Annotated in this window: 12 protein-coding genes; all 12 read right to left on the bottom strand. The window is 64.9% G+C overall.

Annotation, left to right across the window (positions count from 1 at the left end; genetic code table 11):
- Position 1: 1 nt before the first annotated feature.
- Positions 2–784 (bottom strand): lipid asymmetry maintenance ABC transporter permease subunit MlaE, encoded by a 783-nt coding sequence (mlaE, locus tag B0E49_RS15665; RefSeq protein ID WP_077563163.1) that lies wholly within the window; start codon positions 782–784, stop codon positions 2–4.
- A complete protein-coding gene (locus B0E49_RS15670; protein ID WP_077563164.1) occupies positions 781–1,623 on the bottom strand; it encodes an ABC transporter ATP-binding protein in 843 nt (280 codons plus the stop codon). Before B0E49_RS15670 ends, mlaE begins: the two co-directional genes overlap by 4 nt.
- Before the next feature lie 64 nt (positions 1,624–1,687).
- On the bottom strand, positions 1,688–3,154 hold the full coding sequence (locus B0E49_RS15675) for a glutamate synthase subunit beta (RefSeq protein WP_077563165.1): 1,467 nt from the start codon (positions 3,152–3,154) through the stop codon (positions 1,688–1,690).
- Between the two features lie 20 nt (positions 3,155–3,174).
- Positions 3,175–8,019, bottom strand: a complete 4,845-nt coding sequence (locus tag B0E49_RS15680) for a glutamate synthase-related protein (RefSeq protein ID WP_077563166.1) — start codon at positions 8,017–8,019, stop codon at positions 3,175–3,177.
- 180 nt (positions 8,020–8,199) lie between these two features.
- Positions 8,200–8,898, bottom strand: coding sequence for a transposase (locus tag B0E49_RS15685; RefSeq protein WP_077563168.1), 699 nt, complete (start codon positions 8,896–8,898; stop codon positions 8,200–8,202).
- 31 nt (positions 8,899–8,929) lie between these two features.
- Complete coding sequence (locus tag B0E49_RS15690; RefSeq protein ID WP_077563169.1) at positions 8,930–9,823, bottom strand: class I SAM-dependent methyltransferase; 894 nt, start codon at positions 9,821–9,823, stop codon at positions 8,930–8,932.
- 95 nt (positions 9,824–9,918) lie between these two features.
- A complete protein-coding gene (locus B0E49_RS15695) occupies positions 9,919–10,524 on the bottom strand; it encodes a DUF1415 domain-containing protein (protein ID WP_077563171.1) in 606 nt (201 codons plus the stop codon).
- A 1-nt stretch (position 10,525) separates the two neighbouring features.
- The gene (locus tag B0E49_RS15700; protein WP_077563173.1) at positions 10,526–11,782 is read right to left on the bottom strand and encodes an MFS transporter; all 1,257 of its coding nucleotides are present in this window, start codon (positions 11,780–11,782) and stop codon (positions 10,526–10,528) included.
- A gap of 112 nt (positions 11,783–11,894) precedes the next feature.
- Positions 11,895–13,037 (bottom strand): deoxyguanosinetriphosphate triphosphohydrolase, encoded by a 1,143-nt coding sequence (locus B0E49_RS15705; protein WP_502688712.1) that lies wholly within the window; start codon positions 13,035–13,037, stop codon positions 11,895–11,897.
- A 70-nt stretch (positions 13,038–13,107) separates the two neighbouring features.
- Positions 13,108–14,232 carry a 3-dehydroquinate synthase gene (gene aroB, locus B0E49_RS15710; protein WP_077563175.1) on the bottom strand — a complete coding sequence of 375 codons (1,125 nt, stop codon included), beginning with the start codon at positions 14,230–14,232 and terminating at the stop codon, positions 13,108–13,110.
- Positions 14,233–14,289: 57 nt separating this feature from the next.
- A complete protein-coding gene (locus B0E49_RS20925; protein ID WP_077563249.1) occupies positions 14,290–14,814 on the bottom strand; it encodes a shikimate kinase in 525 nt (174 codons plus the stop codon).
- Between the two features lie 20 nt (positions 14,815–14,834).
- Positions 14,835–16,433, bottom strand: a complete 1,599-nt coding sequence (locus B0E49_RS15720; protein WP_077563177.1) for an Ig-like domain-containing protein — start codon at positions 16,431–16,433, stop codon at positions 14,835–14,837.
- Positions 16,434–16,464 lie beyond the last annotated feature (31 nt).

The following is a 16,464-nucleotide window of genomic DNA, read 5'->3' on the forward strand; positions in this document are numbered from 1 at the left end:
ATCAAATACTAAACATCAGCGCGGTCAGAACGAAGTCCAGACCCAGGACCGCCAGAGACGCCACCACCACCGTACGCGTGGTGGCGCGCGAAACTCCCTCGGGCGTTGGCTGCGCCTCGAACCCCTGCAAGAGCGCAATGAAGGTCACGGTGAAGCCGAACACGATGCTTTTGAGCACGCCATTGCCCACGTCGGCCCAGACATCCACACCGCCCTGCATCTGGCTCCAGAACGAGCCCGAATCGACCCCGATCATCAGCACCCCGACAACCCAGCCGCCAATGATGCCGACCGCGCTGAACACCGCCGCCAGCAGCGGCATGGCAATCACGCCGCCCCAGAAACGCGGCGCCAGGATGCGGCTGACCGGATCCACCGCCATCATCTCCATGGCCGAGAGCTGCTCGCCCGCCTTCATCAGGCCGATGCCCGCCGTGAGCGAGGTGCCGGCGCGTCCGGCAAACAGCAGCGCGGTGATGACCGGCCCGAGCTCGCGCACCAGGCCAAGCGCGACCAGCAGGCCCAGCGCGTCCGACGAGCCGTAGCGCTGCAGCGTGTAGTAGCCCTGCAGCGCGAGCACGAAGCCGACGAACAGGCCCGACACGGTGATGATGGCCAGCGAGTAATTGCCCAGAAAATGGATCTGGTCGCGAATCAGCCCGAAGCGCCGAAAGCTCGGTCCGGCCAGGGACAGCAGGCGCACGAACAGGCGCGTGGCGCGGCCGATGTCGGCGAGCTTGCTGCGCACCGCGAACCCCACGTCGGACGGCTTGTACCAGCTCATCGGCCTGCTCCCCGCCGCGACGCGGCAGCGGGGCCGTCACCAAAATCCTGCGCGATCGACGGGCCGGGGTAGTGAAAGTGCACCGGCCCGTCGGGCAGCGCATTCACGAACTGGTGCACCAGCGGGTCCTGGCTGTGGCGGACCTCGTCGGGCGTGCCCTGCGCGGCGATCTTGCCGTTGGCCAGGATGATGACCTGGTCGGCGATGCGAAAGGTCTCGTCCAGATCGTGCGACACCACAATGCTGGTGAGCCCCATGGTGTCGTTGAGCTGGCGGATCAGGCGCGCTGCCGTGCCGAGCGAAATCGGGTCCAGCCCCGCGAACGGTTCGTCGTACATCACCAGCTCGGGGTCGAGCGCAATCGCGCGGGCCAGCGCCACGCGGCGCGCCATGCCGCCGGACACCTCTGCGGGCATCAGGTCGCGCGCGCCGCGCAGGCCCACGGCATTGAGCTTCATCAGCACGATGTCGCGGATCAGGACCTCGGGCAGGTCGGTGTGCTCGCGCAGCGGGAAGGCGACGTTGTCGAACACGTTCGAATCGGTGAACAGGGCGCCAAACTGGAACAGCATGCCCATGCGCCGGCGCGCGGCGTACAGCGCCGCCCGGTCCATCTTGCCGACGTCCGCGCCATTGAGCAGCAACTCGCCGCGCTGTGCCCTGTACTGGCCGCCGATCAGGCGCAGCACCGTGGTCTTGCCGCCGCCCGAGGCGCCCATCAGCGCCGTGACCTTGCCGCGCGGGACAGTCAGTGAGATGTCGTCCAGAACCACGCGCTCGCCATAACCAAAGGTCAGGCCGCGGATGTCGATGAGCGATTCAGGGTTGGGTGCAGTCATAAAACACAAAAGCCGGATTCATCCCGGCTTTTGCATGATAAGGGATAACACCCATAGGCGAATTTCAGCGTGGCAGCTCGCTAAACCCCATCAGAAATTCATCCACCGCGCGCGCGGCCTGCCGGCCCTCGCGAATCGCCCAGACCACCAGGCTCTGGCCGCGGCGCATGTCGCCTGCCGCGAACACGCCGGGGACGTTGGTGGCGTAGCCACCGACCGCCTCCGTGCCGGCCCTGGCATTGCCCCTGGCGTCTTTTTCCACGCCGAAGCCCTCCAGGATGCTGCCCACCGGCGCGGTGAACCCCATGGCCAGCAGCACCAGATCGGCCCTCAAGGTCTGCTCGGAACCGGGCACTTCCACCATCTTGCCGTCCTTCCATTCGACGCGCACCGTGGTCAGCCCCGTGACCTTGCCTTTTTCCCCGGCAAAGGCCTTGGTGGAGATGGCGAATTCGCGCTCGCAGCCCTCCTGGTGGGAGGAGGAGGTGCGCAGCTTGATCGGCCAGTAGGGCCAGGTCATGGGCCGGTTTTCCTCGATCGGCGGCTGCGGCAGCAGTTCGAACTGCGTCACGCTCGCGGCCCCGTGGCGGTTGCTGGTGCCGACGCAGTCGGAGCCGGTATCGCCGCCGCCGATCACGATCACGTGCTTGCCGGCCGCGGAGATCTGGCCCTTGACCTTGTCCCCCGCGTTGACCTTGTTTTGCTGCGGCAGGAATTCCATCGCGAAATGGATGCCATCGAGCTCGCGCCCCGGCACCGGCAGGTCGCGCGACTGCTCGGCACCGCCCGTCAACATCACCGCATCAAAGTCCTTTTGCAACTGCTCGGGCGTGATGGTTGCCGTGGCCCAGTTGATGACCTTCGAGTCTTTCGGCAACTGCCCGATCATCACGCCGGTGCGAAACGTGACGCCTTCCTTTTGCATCTGCCCGATGCGCCGGTCGATGTGCTTTTTCTCCATCTTGAAGTCGGGAATGCCGTAGCGCAGCAGGCCGCCGATGCGGTCGTTCTTCTCGAACAGTGTCACGTCGTGGCCGGCGCGCGCGAGTTGCTGCGCCGCCGCCAGGCCCGCCGGGCCGGAGCCGACCACCGCCACTTTTTTGCCGGTCTTGTGCGCGGCCACGCGCGGCACGACCCAGCCCTCGGCCCAGGCGCGGTCGATGATCGCGTGCTCGATCGACTTGATGCCCACCGCGTCGTCATTGATGTTGAGCACACAGGCCGCCTCGCACGGCGCGGGGCAGATGCGGCCCGTGAACTCGGGAAAGTTGTTGGTCGAATCGAGCACCGCGAACGCGTTCTTCCAGTCGCCCCGGTACACCAGGTCGTTGAAGTCGGGAATGATGTTGTTGACGGGGCAGCCGCTGCTGCAAAACGGCGTGCCGCAGTCCATGCAGCGCGCGGCCTGGACCCTTGAATGTGCGTCATCGAGCCCGATGACGAACTCCTTGTAGTTTTTGACGCGCTCGGCGACGGGCTTGTAGCCCTCCTCGATGCGCCCGAATTCCATGAAGCCGGTGATTTTTCCCATGATTCCTGTCCTGTCGATTCTTATTTGGCTGCGATTGCTTCTTTTTTGATAGCTGACTGCGAAGATGCGGTATGGGCTGCAGCCGCTTTTGATGCATCAATCTGGGCCTGCGCGGCGCGCGCCGCGATTTCCGACAGCGCACGCTTGTATTCGTTCGGGAACACCTTGACGAATTTGGTGCGCGCGTGCGCCCAGTCGTCCAGCAGTTCGCGTGCACGCTTGCTGCCGGTCCAGCGGTGGTGGTCTTCCAGCAACGCCTTCAGCTGCGTCTCATCCAGCTGCCCGCGGTGCCACAGCACCGCGTCCACGCTGGCCTGCTGCTCCGCCGCGGTCAGCACCTTGTCCAGCGACACCATGGCCGGGTTGCAGCGTTTGGCGAACTGGCCGTCTTCGTCATACACATAGGCCACGCCGCCGCTCATGCCGGCGGCAAAGTTGCGCCCGGTCTTGCCCAGCACCGCCACGGTGCCGCCGGTCATGTATTCGCAGCCGTGGTCGCCCGTGCCTTCCACCACCGTGGTGGCGCCCGACAGGCGCACTGCAAAGCGCTCCCCGGCCACGCCGCTGAAGAAGGCCTCGCCCGTGGTCGCGCCATACATCACGGTGTTGCCGACGATGGTGTTTTGCGTGGCCGCGCCGCGGAAATCGATGCTCGGGCGCACCACGATGCGTCCGCCCGACAGGCCCTTGCCGGTGTAGTCGTTGGCGTCGCCGATCAGGTACAGCGTGATGCCCCGGGCCAGGAACGCGCCGAACGACTGTCCGCCCGTGCCCTCCAGCTGGATGCGGATGGTGTCGTCGGGCAGGCCTTCGGGGCGCACCTTGGTCAGCGCGCCCGAGAGCATGGCGCCCAGCGAGCGGTTCACATTGCGCGCCACCTCGATGAACTTGACCTTCTCGCCGCGCTCGATGGCGGCCTTCGACTTCTCGATCAGCAGGTTGTCGAGCGACTTCTCCAGCCCGTGGTCCTGCGCCTCCACGTGGTGGCGCGGCACATCGAGCGGCACTTCGGGCTGGGCAAACAGGCGGTGGAAATCGAGGCCGGCGGCCTTCCAGTGCTCAATCCCCTTCTTGGTGTCGAGCAGGTCGACGCGACCAATCAGGTCGTCGAACTTGCGGATGCCGAGCTGCGCCATGATCTGGCGCACTTCCTCGGCAATGAAGAAGAAGTAGTTGACCACGTGCTCGGGCTTGCCCGTGAACTTCTTGCGCAAGGTTGGGTCCTGCGTGGCGACACCCACCGGGCAGGTGTTGAGGTGGCACTTGCGCATCATGACGCAGCCCTCGACTACCAGCGGCGCGGTGGCGAAGCCGAACTCGTCGGCGCCGAGCAGCGCGCCAATGGCCACGTCGCGGCCGGTCTTCATCTGGCCATCGGCCTGCACGCGGATGCGCCCGCGCAGGCGGTTCAGCACCAGCGTCTGCTGGGTCTCGGCCAGGCCGATTTCCCACGGGCTGCCCGCGTGCTTGATGGACGACCAGGGCGAGGCGCCAGTGCCGCCGTCATGGCCGGCGATCACCACGTGGTCGCTCTTGCACTTGGCCACGCCGGCCGCCACGGTGCCGACCCCCACCTCGGACACCAGCTTGACGCTGACGCTGGCATGCGGCGCCACGTTTTTCAGGTCGTGGATCAGCTGCGCGAGGTCTTCGATCGAATAGATGTCGTGGTGCGGCGGCGGGGAGATCAGGCCGACACCGGGCACGCTGTGGCGCAGCCGTCCGATGTACTCGGACACCTTGCCACCGGGCAGCTGGCCGCCCTCGCCGGGCTTGGCGCCCTGCGCCATCTTGATCTGGATCTGGTCGGCCGAGGACAGGTACTCTGCCGTCACGCCGAAGCGGCCCGAGGCGATCTGCTTGATGCGCGAGCGCAGCGAGTCGCCGGCGTCCAGCGTGTATTCGGCCTCGGTCACGTCGGTGCCCACGATATCGCCCAGCGTCTGGCCCTGCTGGATCGGGATGCCCCTCAGCTCCTGGCGGTAGCGCGCCGGATCTTCGCCGCCCTCGCCGGTGTTGCTCTTGCCACCGATGCGGTTCATCGCGACGGCCAGCGTGGCGTGGGCCTCGGTCGAAATCGAGCCGAGCGACATGGCGCCGGTGGCGAAGCGCTTGACGATTTCCTTCGCGGGCTCGACCTCTTCCACGGGAATGGCGCGGGCCGGATCGATCCTGAATTCGAACAGGCCGCGCAAGGTCATGTGGCGGCGCGACTGGTCGTTCACCAGTTGCGCGTACTCCTTGTAGGTGGTCCAGTTGTTGGCGCGCGTGCTGTGCTGCAGCTTGGCAATCACATCGGGCGTCCACATGTGCTCCTCGCCGCGCGTGCGCCAGGCGTACTCGCCGCCGGCGTCCAGCATGTTGGCCAGCACCGGGTCGTCGCTGAAGGCGGCCTTGTGCATGCGGATGGCCTCCTGCGCGATCTCGAACACGCCGATGCCCTCGACGCGGCTGGAGGTGCCGGTGAAGTACTTGTCGATCACGTCGCTGTTCAGGCCGATGGCCTCGAACAGCTGCGCGCCGCAGTAGCTCATGTAGGTGGACACGCCCATCTTGGACATGATCTTGGACAGGCCCTTGCCGATCGCCTTGACGTAGTTGTAGACCGCCTTCTCGGCGCTCAGCTCACCCGGCAGGCCCTGCGCCATGCTGGCGAGCGTTTCCATCGCCAGGTACGGGTGCACGGCTTCCGCGCCGTAGCCCGCCAGCACGGCGAAGTGATGCACCTCGCGTGCCGAACCGGTCTCTACCACCAGGCCGGCGGTGGTGCGCAGGCCGGTCTTGACCAGGTGCTGGTGAATGGCCGAGAGCGCGAGCAGCGCCGGAATGGCGATCTGCGTGCTGCTTACGGCGCGGTCGCTGATGATCAGGATGTTCTTGCCGCCCTTGATCGCGTCCACGCTCTCCGCGCACAGCGAGGCCAGCTTGGCCTCCACGCCCTCATGGCCCCAGGCCAGCGGGTAGGTGATATCGAGCGTGTAGCTCTTGAACTTGCCCTGCGTGTGCGCGTCGATGTCGCGCAGCTTTTGCATGTCGGCGCCGTTCAGTATCGGCTGGGCAACTTCGAGGCGCATCGGCGGATTCACCTGGTTGATGTCCAGCAGGTTCGGCTTGGGGCCGATGAAGGACACCAGCGACATCACGATGGCTTCGCGGATCGGGTCGATCGGCGGGTTCGTCACCTGCGCGAACAGCTGCTTGAAGTAGTTGTACAGCACCTTGTTCTTGCCCGAGAGCACGGCCAGCGGGCTGTCGTTGCCCATCGAGCCGGTGCCCTCCTCGCCATTCACGGCCATCGGCGACATCAGGAACTTGATGTCTTCCTGCGTGTAGCCAAACGCCTGCTGGCGATCGAGCAGCGCGGGCGACTCCATCAGGCCCGAGCTGGACGACATGGTGGTGCTGTCCTCGTCCGAACCCATGCGCGTGCCATCGGTCGGCTCGGTCAGGATCGAGTTGTCCTGCACGTCGTCGAGCCGGATGCGCAGGTTCTCGATCCACTGCTTGTAGGGCTTGCTGTTGGCCAGCGTGGCCTTGATCTCCTCGTCGTCGATCATGCGGCCCTGCTCCAGGTCAATCAGGAACATCTTGCCGGGCTGCAGCCGCCATTTGCGCACGATCCTGTTCTCGGGCACCGGCAGCACGCCCGACTCGGACGCCATGATCACCAGGTCGTCATCGGTCACGCAGTAGCGCGCGGGGCGCAGGCCGTTGCGGTCCAGCGTGGCGCCGATCTGGCGGCCGTCGGTGAACACGATGGAGGCCGGCCCGTCCCAAGGCTCCAGCATGGCGGCGTGGTACTCGTAGAAGGCGCGGCGGCGCTCGTCCATGGTGGTGTGCTGCTCCCACGGCTCGGGGATCATCATCATCACGGCCTGGCTGATCGGATAGCCGGCCATGGTCAGCAGCTCCAGGCAGTTGTCGAAGGTGGCGGTGTCCGACTGGCCCGGGAAGGTGATGGGGTAGAGCTTTTGCAGGTCGGCGCCGAGCACCGGCGAGCTCATCACGCCCTCGCGCGCCCTCATCCAGTTGTAGTTGCCCTTGACGGTGTTGATCTCGCCGTTGTGCGCCACGTAGCGGTACGGGTGCGCCAGCGGCCACTCGGGGAAGGTGTTGGTGGAAAATCGCTGGTGCACCAGGCCCAGGGCCGAAACACAGCGCGGGTCCTGCAGATCCAGATAGTAGGTACCGACTTGACCCGCCAGCAACAGGCCCTTGTAGATGACCGTGCGGCTGGACATGCTGGGCACGTAGTACTCTTTGCTGTGCTTGAGCTTGAGGTTCTGGATGTGCGCGCTGGCCGTCTTGCGAATCACGTAGAGCTTGCGCTCGAGCGCGTCCTGCACGATCACGTCGTTGCCGCGGCCGATGAATACCTGGCGCAGCACCGGCTCCTTGGCGCGCACGGTCGGCGACATCGGCATCTCGCGGTTCACCGGCACGTCGCGCCAGCCCAGCAGCACCTGGCCTTCGGCCTTGATGGCGCGCTCCATCTCCTGCATGCAGGCCAGCCGGGAGGCGTTCTCCTTGGGCAGGAAGATCATGCCCACGCCGTATTCGCCGGGCGGCGGCAGCACCACGCCCACGGAACCGTCAGGGGCCGTCCCGGCCCGGGCCATCTCCTCGCGGTACAGCGCGTCGGGCAGCTGGATCAGGATGCCCGCGCCGTCGCCCATCAGCTTGTCGGCACCGACGGCGCCGCGGTGATCGAGGTTTTCCAGGATCTTGAGTGCGTTCTTGACAATATCGTGCGACTTGTGGCCCTTGATATGCGCCACGAAACCAACGCCGCACGAGTCATGCTCGTGGCTGGATGAATACAAACCGTGTTGTTGGAGATGCTCGATCTCGGCAGCCGTTGTCATGGCGCGCTCCTTCAGTGTTTCGCAAAGAAACCGAGTTTAGTGCAGCGCAGCAATAATTCCAAGAAAAATAATTGGGGTCAGATTCTAATTAACTACCTAGTAACCAATCTAATTAATAAATAGGGACAAATCAAAATTGATAGCAATATATGCTGATGAAATAATGACCAAGCGCATTTCTCAGGGAGAATCCGGCCTTCTCACCGGCCGCCCGGCCTGTGCCTTGCTCACGCGCCGCTGAGTGCGCCTTTGCAGATCGGCCACAAAGTCGGGCTCACCGAGCGCCCAGCCGCGCAAGGCCGACTCCGTCAACGCAGCCTGCTGCTTCGCGTCGACACCCGCGCGCACCAGCTCGGCATACGCCGCCTCGCGCGCGAATGGCGTGTTACCCAGCGCCCAGTACAGCGGGTGCGGCGTGATCAGCCGGTCGGCACGCAATCCCACGTTGTGGGCGTAGCTGGACCACGGATAATCGCGCGCCTCGGCCACCAGCCCCGCGCGCACCGGATTGAGGTCGATATACACCATGCACGCCAGCAGGTAGCGCTCGGTCTGAATCAGGGTGGATCGGTAGCGCCCCTCCCACAGCGTGCCGCTGCGCCCTTGCGCATCGTTGAAATAACGCACATAACGCCGCCCCACCGCCTGCATCATCTGCGGCAGTGCTTCGGCCGACTCGGGCGTGGCCAGCAGGTGGAAGTGATTCGTCATCAGCACGTACGAATGCAGCGCGACGCCGAACTTGCGCGCGTTGTCCTGCAGCAGGTCCAGCAGCATCTGGTAGTCGCCTGCAGACGCAAAAATGGCCTGGCGGTTGTTGCCGCGCTGGATCACATGGTGCGGGTAGCCGGGAATGGTGAGACGGGGAAGGCGGGCCATGACAATGATGATAGGGCTGCGATCCGCCTCATCATAATTGGAATCTGACCCCCATTAATTTGGGCGCAAGCTTGAACCGGCTCTGCAGCAACTCGGTCAGGCCAAACTCTTCCAGCACCGCGCGCAGCCGCTCGGCGGCGCTGCGTTTTTTCTGGCCGTTGTAGCGCGCGATGATGAGCTCGTTCTTCAGGCTGTGCTCCCAGCCGACCAGCTCGGTCACCGTGACCTGGTAGCCGCTGGCCTCCAGGTACAGGCAGCGCAGCACGTTGGTGATCTGGCTGCCCAGTTCGCGCGTGTGCAGCGGATGGCGCCAGAGCTCGGCCAGCGGCGTGCGCGCGAGCGCCAGCGCCTTGTTCTGGCGCAGGCAGCTCGCCACCTCCGCCTGGCAGCACGGCACCAGCACCATGAACTGCGCGTGCTTTTGCAGGCCGAACGCGATCGCGTCGTCGGTCGCGGTGTCGCAGGCATGCAGCGCCGTGACCACGTCGATCCGCTCCGGCAGCTCGGCGGACTCGGCCGACTCGGCAACGCTGAGGTTCAGGAAACGCATGCGCTTGAAGCCCAGCCGTGCGGCCAGTTCGCGCGACTTCTGCACCAGCTCGGGCCGGGTCTCGATGCCGTAGATCTGCCCCGCCGGCAGCGCCTTGAAAAACAGGTCGTAGAGGATGAAGCCCAGGTACGACTTGCCGGCGCCGTGGTCGGCCAGCGTGATGCCCGCGTCCGACGCCGGCAGCTCCAGCAGCAGCTTCTCGATGAACTGGTACAGATGGTAGACCTGCTTGAGCTTGCGCCGCGAGTTCTGGTTGAGCTTGCCCTCGCGCGTGAGGATGTGCAGCTCCTTGAGCAGTTCGAGCGACTGGCCGGGGCGGATTTCGGGTTCGATGGCAGGCGCAGCACCCGCGGGCGCAATTTTGGGAGGCTTCATGGCGCGATCTTGCCACGCGGGGGTATGGATCCCGGCTCAAGGCCGGAATGACAACATGCGGGACAAAAATGACAAGGTTCGAGGTGGGTTGCGGCTCAGGCCTGCCCGGGTTTGCCCGGTGTCGGCCCAACACCCAGCGCGTCCCAGCCCGCGTGGCCCAGTTTTTCCAGCGTCTGCATATTGGCCTCGAAAATCTGCCCGGCCTCGGGAAACGCCGCCACGGCGCGGTCCATGCTGTCTTCGCGCAGCAGGTGCAGCGTGGGGTATGGCGCACGGTTCGTGAAGTTGGTGATGTCGTCCGCGTCGGTGCCGGCGAACTGGTAGTGCGGGTGAAAACTGGCGATCTGGACGATGCCTTCCAGCTCGAGCCGGAGCAGGGCCGCGTCCGCCTCGGCCAGAAAATCGTTGAAGTCGGCGAACCGCTGCAAACCATGCGGCGCTATCAAAAGCGTAGTGTCCCGCGCTTGCGGGTCCTGGGTTACAAGGTCTTCTAGCTCAAATTCCAGATCGGTCAGCAGCGCCTGCGGGTCGCGCGCGCTGCTCACCGCATAGTGAATCTGCCCCTTCACATGCACCGCCTTCGCAAACGGGCACAGGTTCAGGCCAATCACTGCGCGCTCCAGCCAGCGGCGCATGTCCTGCCGCACGGTGGCGTGAAAAGCTGGCAAGTCCTGTGGCGGCGTTGGTTCGTGTTCGTTCATGTCAACGCTCCGGTTGCAAGGATGGGGGCTCCAGCGATTGGATCAGGCGCCCGATCTGCCCCGCCAGCGCCAGGCCCAGCAGCGAGCAGGCGCCCGTGACGGCCCAGGTCCATTGCCAGCCACCCACGCGGCTGGCGACCCACGCGACCAGCGGCGGCCCGACAAACTGGCCGAAGGACGACCATTGCTGCATCCAGCCGACCGTGGTGGAGACGGTGCGCTCGCTCGGCGCGAGCTTGACCGCGAGCGAGAACAGCGTGCCCGGAATCACGCCGCCGATCATCGAGAACAGCAGCACTGCCGCGTAGCGCAACAGCGGCGGCAGGCCGCTGCCGTGCAGCTCCGCAAAGGCGGCCACTGTGCCCAGCCCCATGGTGACGAAGCCCGCATACAGCAGCACGCGCGGACGCACGCCGCGCTGCAACAGCCGGCCCGAGGCAATGTTGCCCACCATGTTGATCGCCGCCGCCAGCGCCGTGAGCGCGCCGGTGGCGGCACCCGAGAACCCGGCCTGCGCGTAGATGGAGGGCAAAAATCCGATCACGGCCAGCCACTGCCCCGAATACACGGCAAAACTGAGCGCCACCAGCCACGGGCCGCGCGCCGTGAGCGTCTGGCGCAGGCGCTGCGGCCAGCTGTGCACGGCCCCGGCCGGGCTCGCGCCCGGGGGGGCGGCATGCCGATGGCGGTCGGCCGGCACCGCCCACGCCAGCCACAACGTCATCGCGAAAGACGTGCCCGCCAGCAGCCACCACCACGTCTGCCAGCTCGTCGCGCCAATGAACACCGGCCCGAGCAACAGCGCCACGGCGGCGCCAAACGGCATATAGGTGCCCCACAGGCCCAGCATGACGGGCAGGCGCCGCGGCGCCACCAGCAGGCGGATCAGGCTGGGCGCCGGCACGGTCGCGAGCAGAAAGCCAAAACCCTCGACCGCACGCAGCCCCAGCAAGGCAGAGGCGTCGTGCGCCCAGCCGCCCAGCGCGCCGGCCGCCGACAGGATCAGCAGCCCGGCCACCATGCTGCGCTTGAGCCCCAGGCCGTCGGCCGCGAGCCCCACGGCCAGCCCCAAGGTCATGCCGGCCAGTTGCACCAGCGAGAGCAGAAAACCCGCCTGCACCAGCGTTACCCCGAGCGCCTCGCGCAGCACCGGAATGGCGGGCGGCAGCTTGCCCACGTGCAGCGCTGCGCTCACCCCCGCCAGAATGACGATGAGCGCCGGGTCGATGCCCTTCGCCGCAGCAGCCTGGCGGCTCATTCGGAAACCTCCGCGCGACGCGCTGCGGTATTGGTTACGACGTCACAAGCGCTTCGCGCAGTTGTGAGTCTTCGCCGCAACTTCGTTGTCGCCTTGGGAGCGGCCCGGCGGCTCATGAGAACAGTTTGCGGCCGGTCAGCCGTTCATGCTCGTGCGCGGCAAAGCGGTCGGTCATGCCGGCGATATAGTCCGACACCGAGCGGAACGGGTCGCGCCGTGCGGCAAAGTCGGCCTGCATTTGCGCGGGATCCGCGCGGTACACGGCAAACAGCTCGCGCACCACTTCCTGCGCCTTCGCGGTGGTCTCGACCACCTGCGGATGCCGGTACAGGTTTTGAAACAGAAAACGCTTGAGCGCGGCCGAGCTCTGCCGCATGACGTCGCCAAAACGCACCAGCGGCGCATCCAGCCGGACCTCGTCCACGCTGTGCGGGTGCGCCACCTGCAGCGCCGCGCGCGTGGCGTCGATCACGTCGTACACCTGTGCGCTCAGCATGCGCCGGATGGCCTCGTACAGCAGGCGCCGGCCCTGCAGCTGCGGGTATTCGCGCAGCGTTTGCACGCGGTAGCCGTCGAACAGCGCAACCTCCTGCAATTGCTCGAGCGTGATCAACCCCGAGCGCACGCCGTCGTCGATGTCGTGCGCGTTGTAGGCGATCTCGTCGGCCAGGTTGCACAGCTGCGCCTCCAGGCTGGGCTGGGTGTGCTCCAGAAAGCGTCGCGCGACGCCGCCCGGCTCCTGCGCCTCGAGCCGCTGCGCATTCGCGCGCGAACAGTGCTTGAGGATGCCCTCGCGCGTCTCGAACGTCAGGTTGAGTCCGTCGAAGGCCGGGTAGCGCTCCTCGAGCTGATCGACCACGCGCAGGCTTTGCAGGTTGTGCTCGAAGCCGCCATGATCGACCATGCAGTCGTTCAGCGCGTCCTGCCCGGCGTGGCCGAACGGCGTGTGGCCGAGGTCGTGCGCCAGCGCGATCGCCTCGACCAGGTCTTCATCGAGGCCAAGCGAGCGCGCAATCGAGCGCCCCAACTGCGCCACTTCGAGCGAATGCGTGAGCCGCGTGCGGAACAGGTCGCCCTCGTGGTTCAGGAACACCTGGGTCTTGTAAACCAGCCGGCGAAACGCCGTGGAGTGCACGATGCGGTCGCGGTCGCGCTGGTATTCGGTGCGCGTGGGCGCGGCCGCTTCCGCGTGACGGCGCCCGCGCGAGCGGGCCGGGTCGCAGGCATACGGCGGCCGCTCAAATTTTTGAGTCAAATCAGCCTCTAGCCCTTGCCACATCTTCGCAGACAGCTCCATTTTTAATAGCAACCATGGGCCGGCATCATCAGGCGCAGCAGGCGTCCACCACGGCGCGCACCAGCGCGTCGGGCGCACTGCGCAGCGCGGCGCTGCCGGGGGCGTCAATCACCACGAACTTGATCTCGCCGGCCTCGGCTTTTTTGTCCACGCGCATCAATTCCAGATAGCGGCCCGCGTTATCGGTGCTCGCCAGCTTCGGCCCCTGCACGGGCAAACCGGCGCTGCGAATCAGCGCGGTCAGCCGCTGCACGAACGCCTCGTCCACCAGACCGAGCCGCTGCGACAGCGTCGCCGCCATCACCATGCCGCAGCCGACGCCCTCGCCGTGCAGCCACGCGCCGTAGCCCAGGCCGGCCTCGATGGCATGGCCAAACGTGTGGCCAAAATTGAGCATGGCGCGCAGGCCCACGTCGCGCTCGTCCTGGGCGACCACGCGCGCCTTGATCTCGCAGCTGCGCTTGACGGCATGCGCCAGCTTTGCGGGTTCGCGCGCCAGCAGCGCCGGCAGGTTCGCCTCGATCCAGCCGAAAAACGCCATGTCGGCAATCGGCCCGTACTTGATGATCTCGGCCAGTCCGGCGCTGAGCTCGCGCGCCGGCAAGGTCTGCAGCGTGTCGAGGTCGCACACGACGAGCTGCGGCTGGTAGAACGCGCCGATCATGTTCTTGCCCAGCGGGTGGTTGATGGCGGTCTTGCCGCCGACCGATGAATCGACCTGCGCCAGCAGCGTGGTCGGCACCTGCACAAAGGGCACGCCGCGCATGTAGCTGGCCGCGGCAAAGCCCGTCATGTCGCCCACCACGCCGCCGCCCAGCGCGAACAGCACGGTCTTGCGGTCGCTGGCATGCTGCAGCAGCGCGTCGAAAATCAGGTTCAACGTGGCCCAGGTCTTGAATTCCTCGCCGTCGGGCAGCACCACGGTATGAATCGCGCCATAGCGGCCCGCCAGGGCGGCCTGCAAACGCTGTGCATACAGGGGCGCAACGGTGGCGTTGGTCACGATCAGGGCCGTAGCAGCGCGCGGCAGCGCCGCCCAGGTGGCGGGGTTGTCCAGCAGGGCGGTGCCAATCGCAATCGGGTAGCTGCGCTCGCCCAGGCGGATTTGCACCTGCGCAAGGGGCGCGGCGGCGGTAACGGTGGTGGCTTGCATAGACCCCGAGTTTAGCGACCGGTGCGATCGCCCCGGCGTGGCGAGCTGCAGCGAGCGCTAGTGTGGCGGAACGATGCCGGCCAGCTCCAGCTGCATCACGATCATGTTGACCAGCGTGGCCACCGAGGGGCGCCCGGTTTCGATCACGAAATGCGACGCTTCGCGGTACAAAGGGTCGCGCACCGCATACAGGTCGCGCAGGCGGCTCAAGGGGTCGTCCACCTGCAGCAGCGGCCGGTTCACATCGCGGCGTAGGCGGCGGAACACCTCCTCGGGCGCCGAGTGCAGGTACACCACGTGGCTGCGCGTGTGCAGCCGTTCGCGGTTGGCGGCCCGCAGCACCGCGCCGCCGCCGGTGGACAGCACGCCGGCGTGGGTTTGCGTCAGCTCGTCGAGCACGGCCTCCTCCACGTCGCGAAAGCTCTCTTCGCCCTCGCGCTCGAAATACGCGCGGATCGAGCAGCCCAGACGGCGCTCGATCACCGGGTCAGAGTCGATAAAGGGAAGCTGAAGCCGCCGGGCGAGTTGTCGCCCGACGGTGGATTTGCCGGAGCCGGGAAGGCCGACAAGGGCTACTTGGATGTTCTCAACAGAAGGCACCGTCAATTAGGGTTGGTACACCCACCGACACCATAGGGTGGCGTCAAAAAAGAGCCGTTCGTGTCGTCGCCCTGGATAAAGCTGGTGATGTAACTCTTTTGATCTGTGCCCTCTGATCCAGCAACACTGGTCGTTACCTTGACCGTATAGTCGATCCATGTAGCCACATTTTGCGGGTATTCGACTTGAATGGTTGTTCGGCCATTCGAGCCAGTCACATTAGACCCAGTGAAAGACAAAATGACATCCGCCTTGCGGGGATCAAGCTTGCCGTTGCCGTTAACGTCTTCGCCCACATCGAGGAAACCATTGCGATTGGTGTCTTCATTCAGACACCAAGTACGAGCCGCTGCATAAGAGCCTTTACCATAATACGTAATATCGACACTGGCCGACACTATGGCATTTGCGACGGCAACGCCGGCAGAATCCGCTACAGCGACATCGAACTGCTTGATGTAAGTGAGGCTGTTGTTTCCCCTAGTCAAAAGATTATTGTCACCCAAGGTAATGGACAAGGGCTGACCGGCAACCGTCAACGTCGCAGTCACAAACTGAGGACATGCTCCATTGGCAATGGAGGCATCTGTTAACCCATAACAGGCACGGATCACAACGCCATTCGTCGGGCTGGAACGAGTACCCGCAATATAGTCAGCAATAGCTACCCCACTGACATCGCTGTAAACAGTAGCCCCGACTGTAGAAATTTGCTCGCCACTGCCCAACCCAGGCGGGACGATCTCAAACCGCACACGCACGTTTTGTATGGCTTGATTTGCTGCATTCTGAAAAACTGCGCGTAAGCCAGCGCGATTGGTTGTTGAGCCAACCGTATTGGGTGCGATCGTATTTGGAGTAATCGCCAAACTGGGGGCGCTGATTGGCCCTACCGCGTCCGGGATGCCGCCACCGGTGGTGCTCACCACTTGCACATCACGCTCGGCTGTTACCCCCACGCCAGCTGCAATGATGGAATAGGTCCCAGCAGTATTGGGAGCAGCCCCAAGATTGGCGGAGGCGGTGCCATTGACGTCCGTAGTCACTGTTTGATTGAACCCCAAAGTGCCGGTCAGTTGAACGGGCACATTGGGCACCCCAGCGCCATTTGAGTCGGCCACCTTGACTGACAAAGTTACGGGAGTACCAGGACTCGGTGTTGCGGGAAGAGGCGTCAGGGTAACTTGGCCACCAACGACGGCAACTACAACCGCAACGCTCTTTCCGCCCAGACTTACCGTTGCATTGATATTCCGGTTTGCCTTGCTGCTTCCTATTGTGATGTTTCCTGATGCCTGACCGCTGCTGTCAGTTGTTGCCGACACAGGGGTGTATACGCCGCTGTCAACAGCGACTGCCAAGCTTGCACCACTGACCGGATTGTTGCTGCTATTCAGGGCAGTTACGGTCAATACCGCTTTGTCGGTGCCAGAATTGTTGATTGAATTTTTATCAAGTTGAAAGGCAAGGCTTGCCACGCTGATAGCTGGCGTAGTGCCTGAGCTCCCGCTACCAGTCGTCGTATCCGGAAGATTTCCCCCCCCACACGCGGCCAGAGCCCCGACGATCACAAGGCTCAACACATATTTCAAATAACGCATAGCTCTCCCGCCTCCCTTAACTTGATTTGTA

The organism is Polaromonas sp. C04, assembly GCF_002002705.1.
Lineage (GTDB): Bacteria > Pseudomonadota > Gammaproteobacteria > Burkholderiales > Burkholderiaceae_C > Rhodoferax_A.

Bases quoted from the DNA above. Each gene is read 5' to 3' on its own strand.
- B0E49_RS15670 (WP_077563164.1), bottom strand. From the start codon at position 1,623: ATGACTGCACCCAACCCTGAATCGCTCATCGACATCCGCGGCCTGACC.
- B0E49_RS15685 (WP_077563168.1), bottom strand. From the start codon at position 8,898: ATGGCCCGCCTTCCCCGTCTCACCATTCCCGGCTACCCGCACCATGTG.
- B0E49_RS15690 (WP_077563169.1), bottom strand. From the start codon at position 9,823: ATGAAGCCTCCCAAAATTGCGCCCGCGGGTGCTGCGCCTGCCATCGAA.
- B0E49_RS15680 (WP_077563166.1), bottom strand. From the start codon at position 8,019: ATGACAACGGCTGCCGAGATCGAGCATCTCCAACAACACGGTTTGTAT.
- B0E49_RS15720 (WP_077563177.1), bottom strand. From the start codon at position 16,433: ATGCGTTATTTGAAATATGTGTTGAGCCTTGTGATCGTCGGGGCTCTG.
- aroB (WP_077563175.1), bottom strand. From the start codon at position 14,232: ATGCAAGCCACCACCGTTACCGCCGCCGCGCCCCTTGCGCAGGTGCAA.
- mlaE (WP_077563163.1), bottom strand. From the start codon at position 784: ATGAGCTGGTACAAGCCGTCCGACGTGGGGTTCGCGGTGCGCAGCAAG.
- B0E49_RS15695 (WP_077563171.1), bottom strand. From the start codon at position 10,524: ATGAACGAACACGAACCAACGCCGCCACAGGACTTGCCAGCTTTTCAC.
- B0E49_RS15675 (WP_077563165.1), bottom strand. From the start codon at position 3,154: ATGGGAAAAATCACCGGCTTCATGGAATTCGGGCGCATCGAGGAGGGC.
- B0E49_RS15700 (WP_077563173.1), bottom strand. From the start codon at position 11,782: ATGAGCCGCCAGGCTGCTGCGGCGAAGGGCATCGACCCGGCGCTCATC.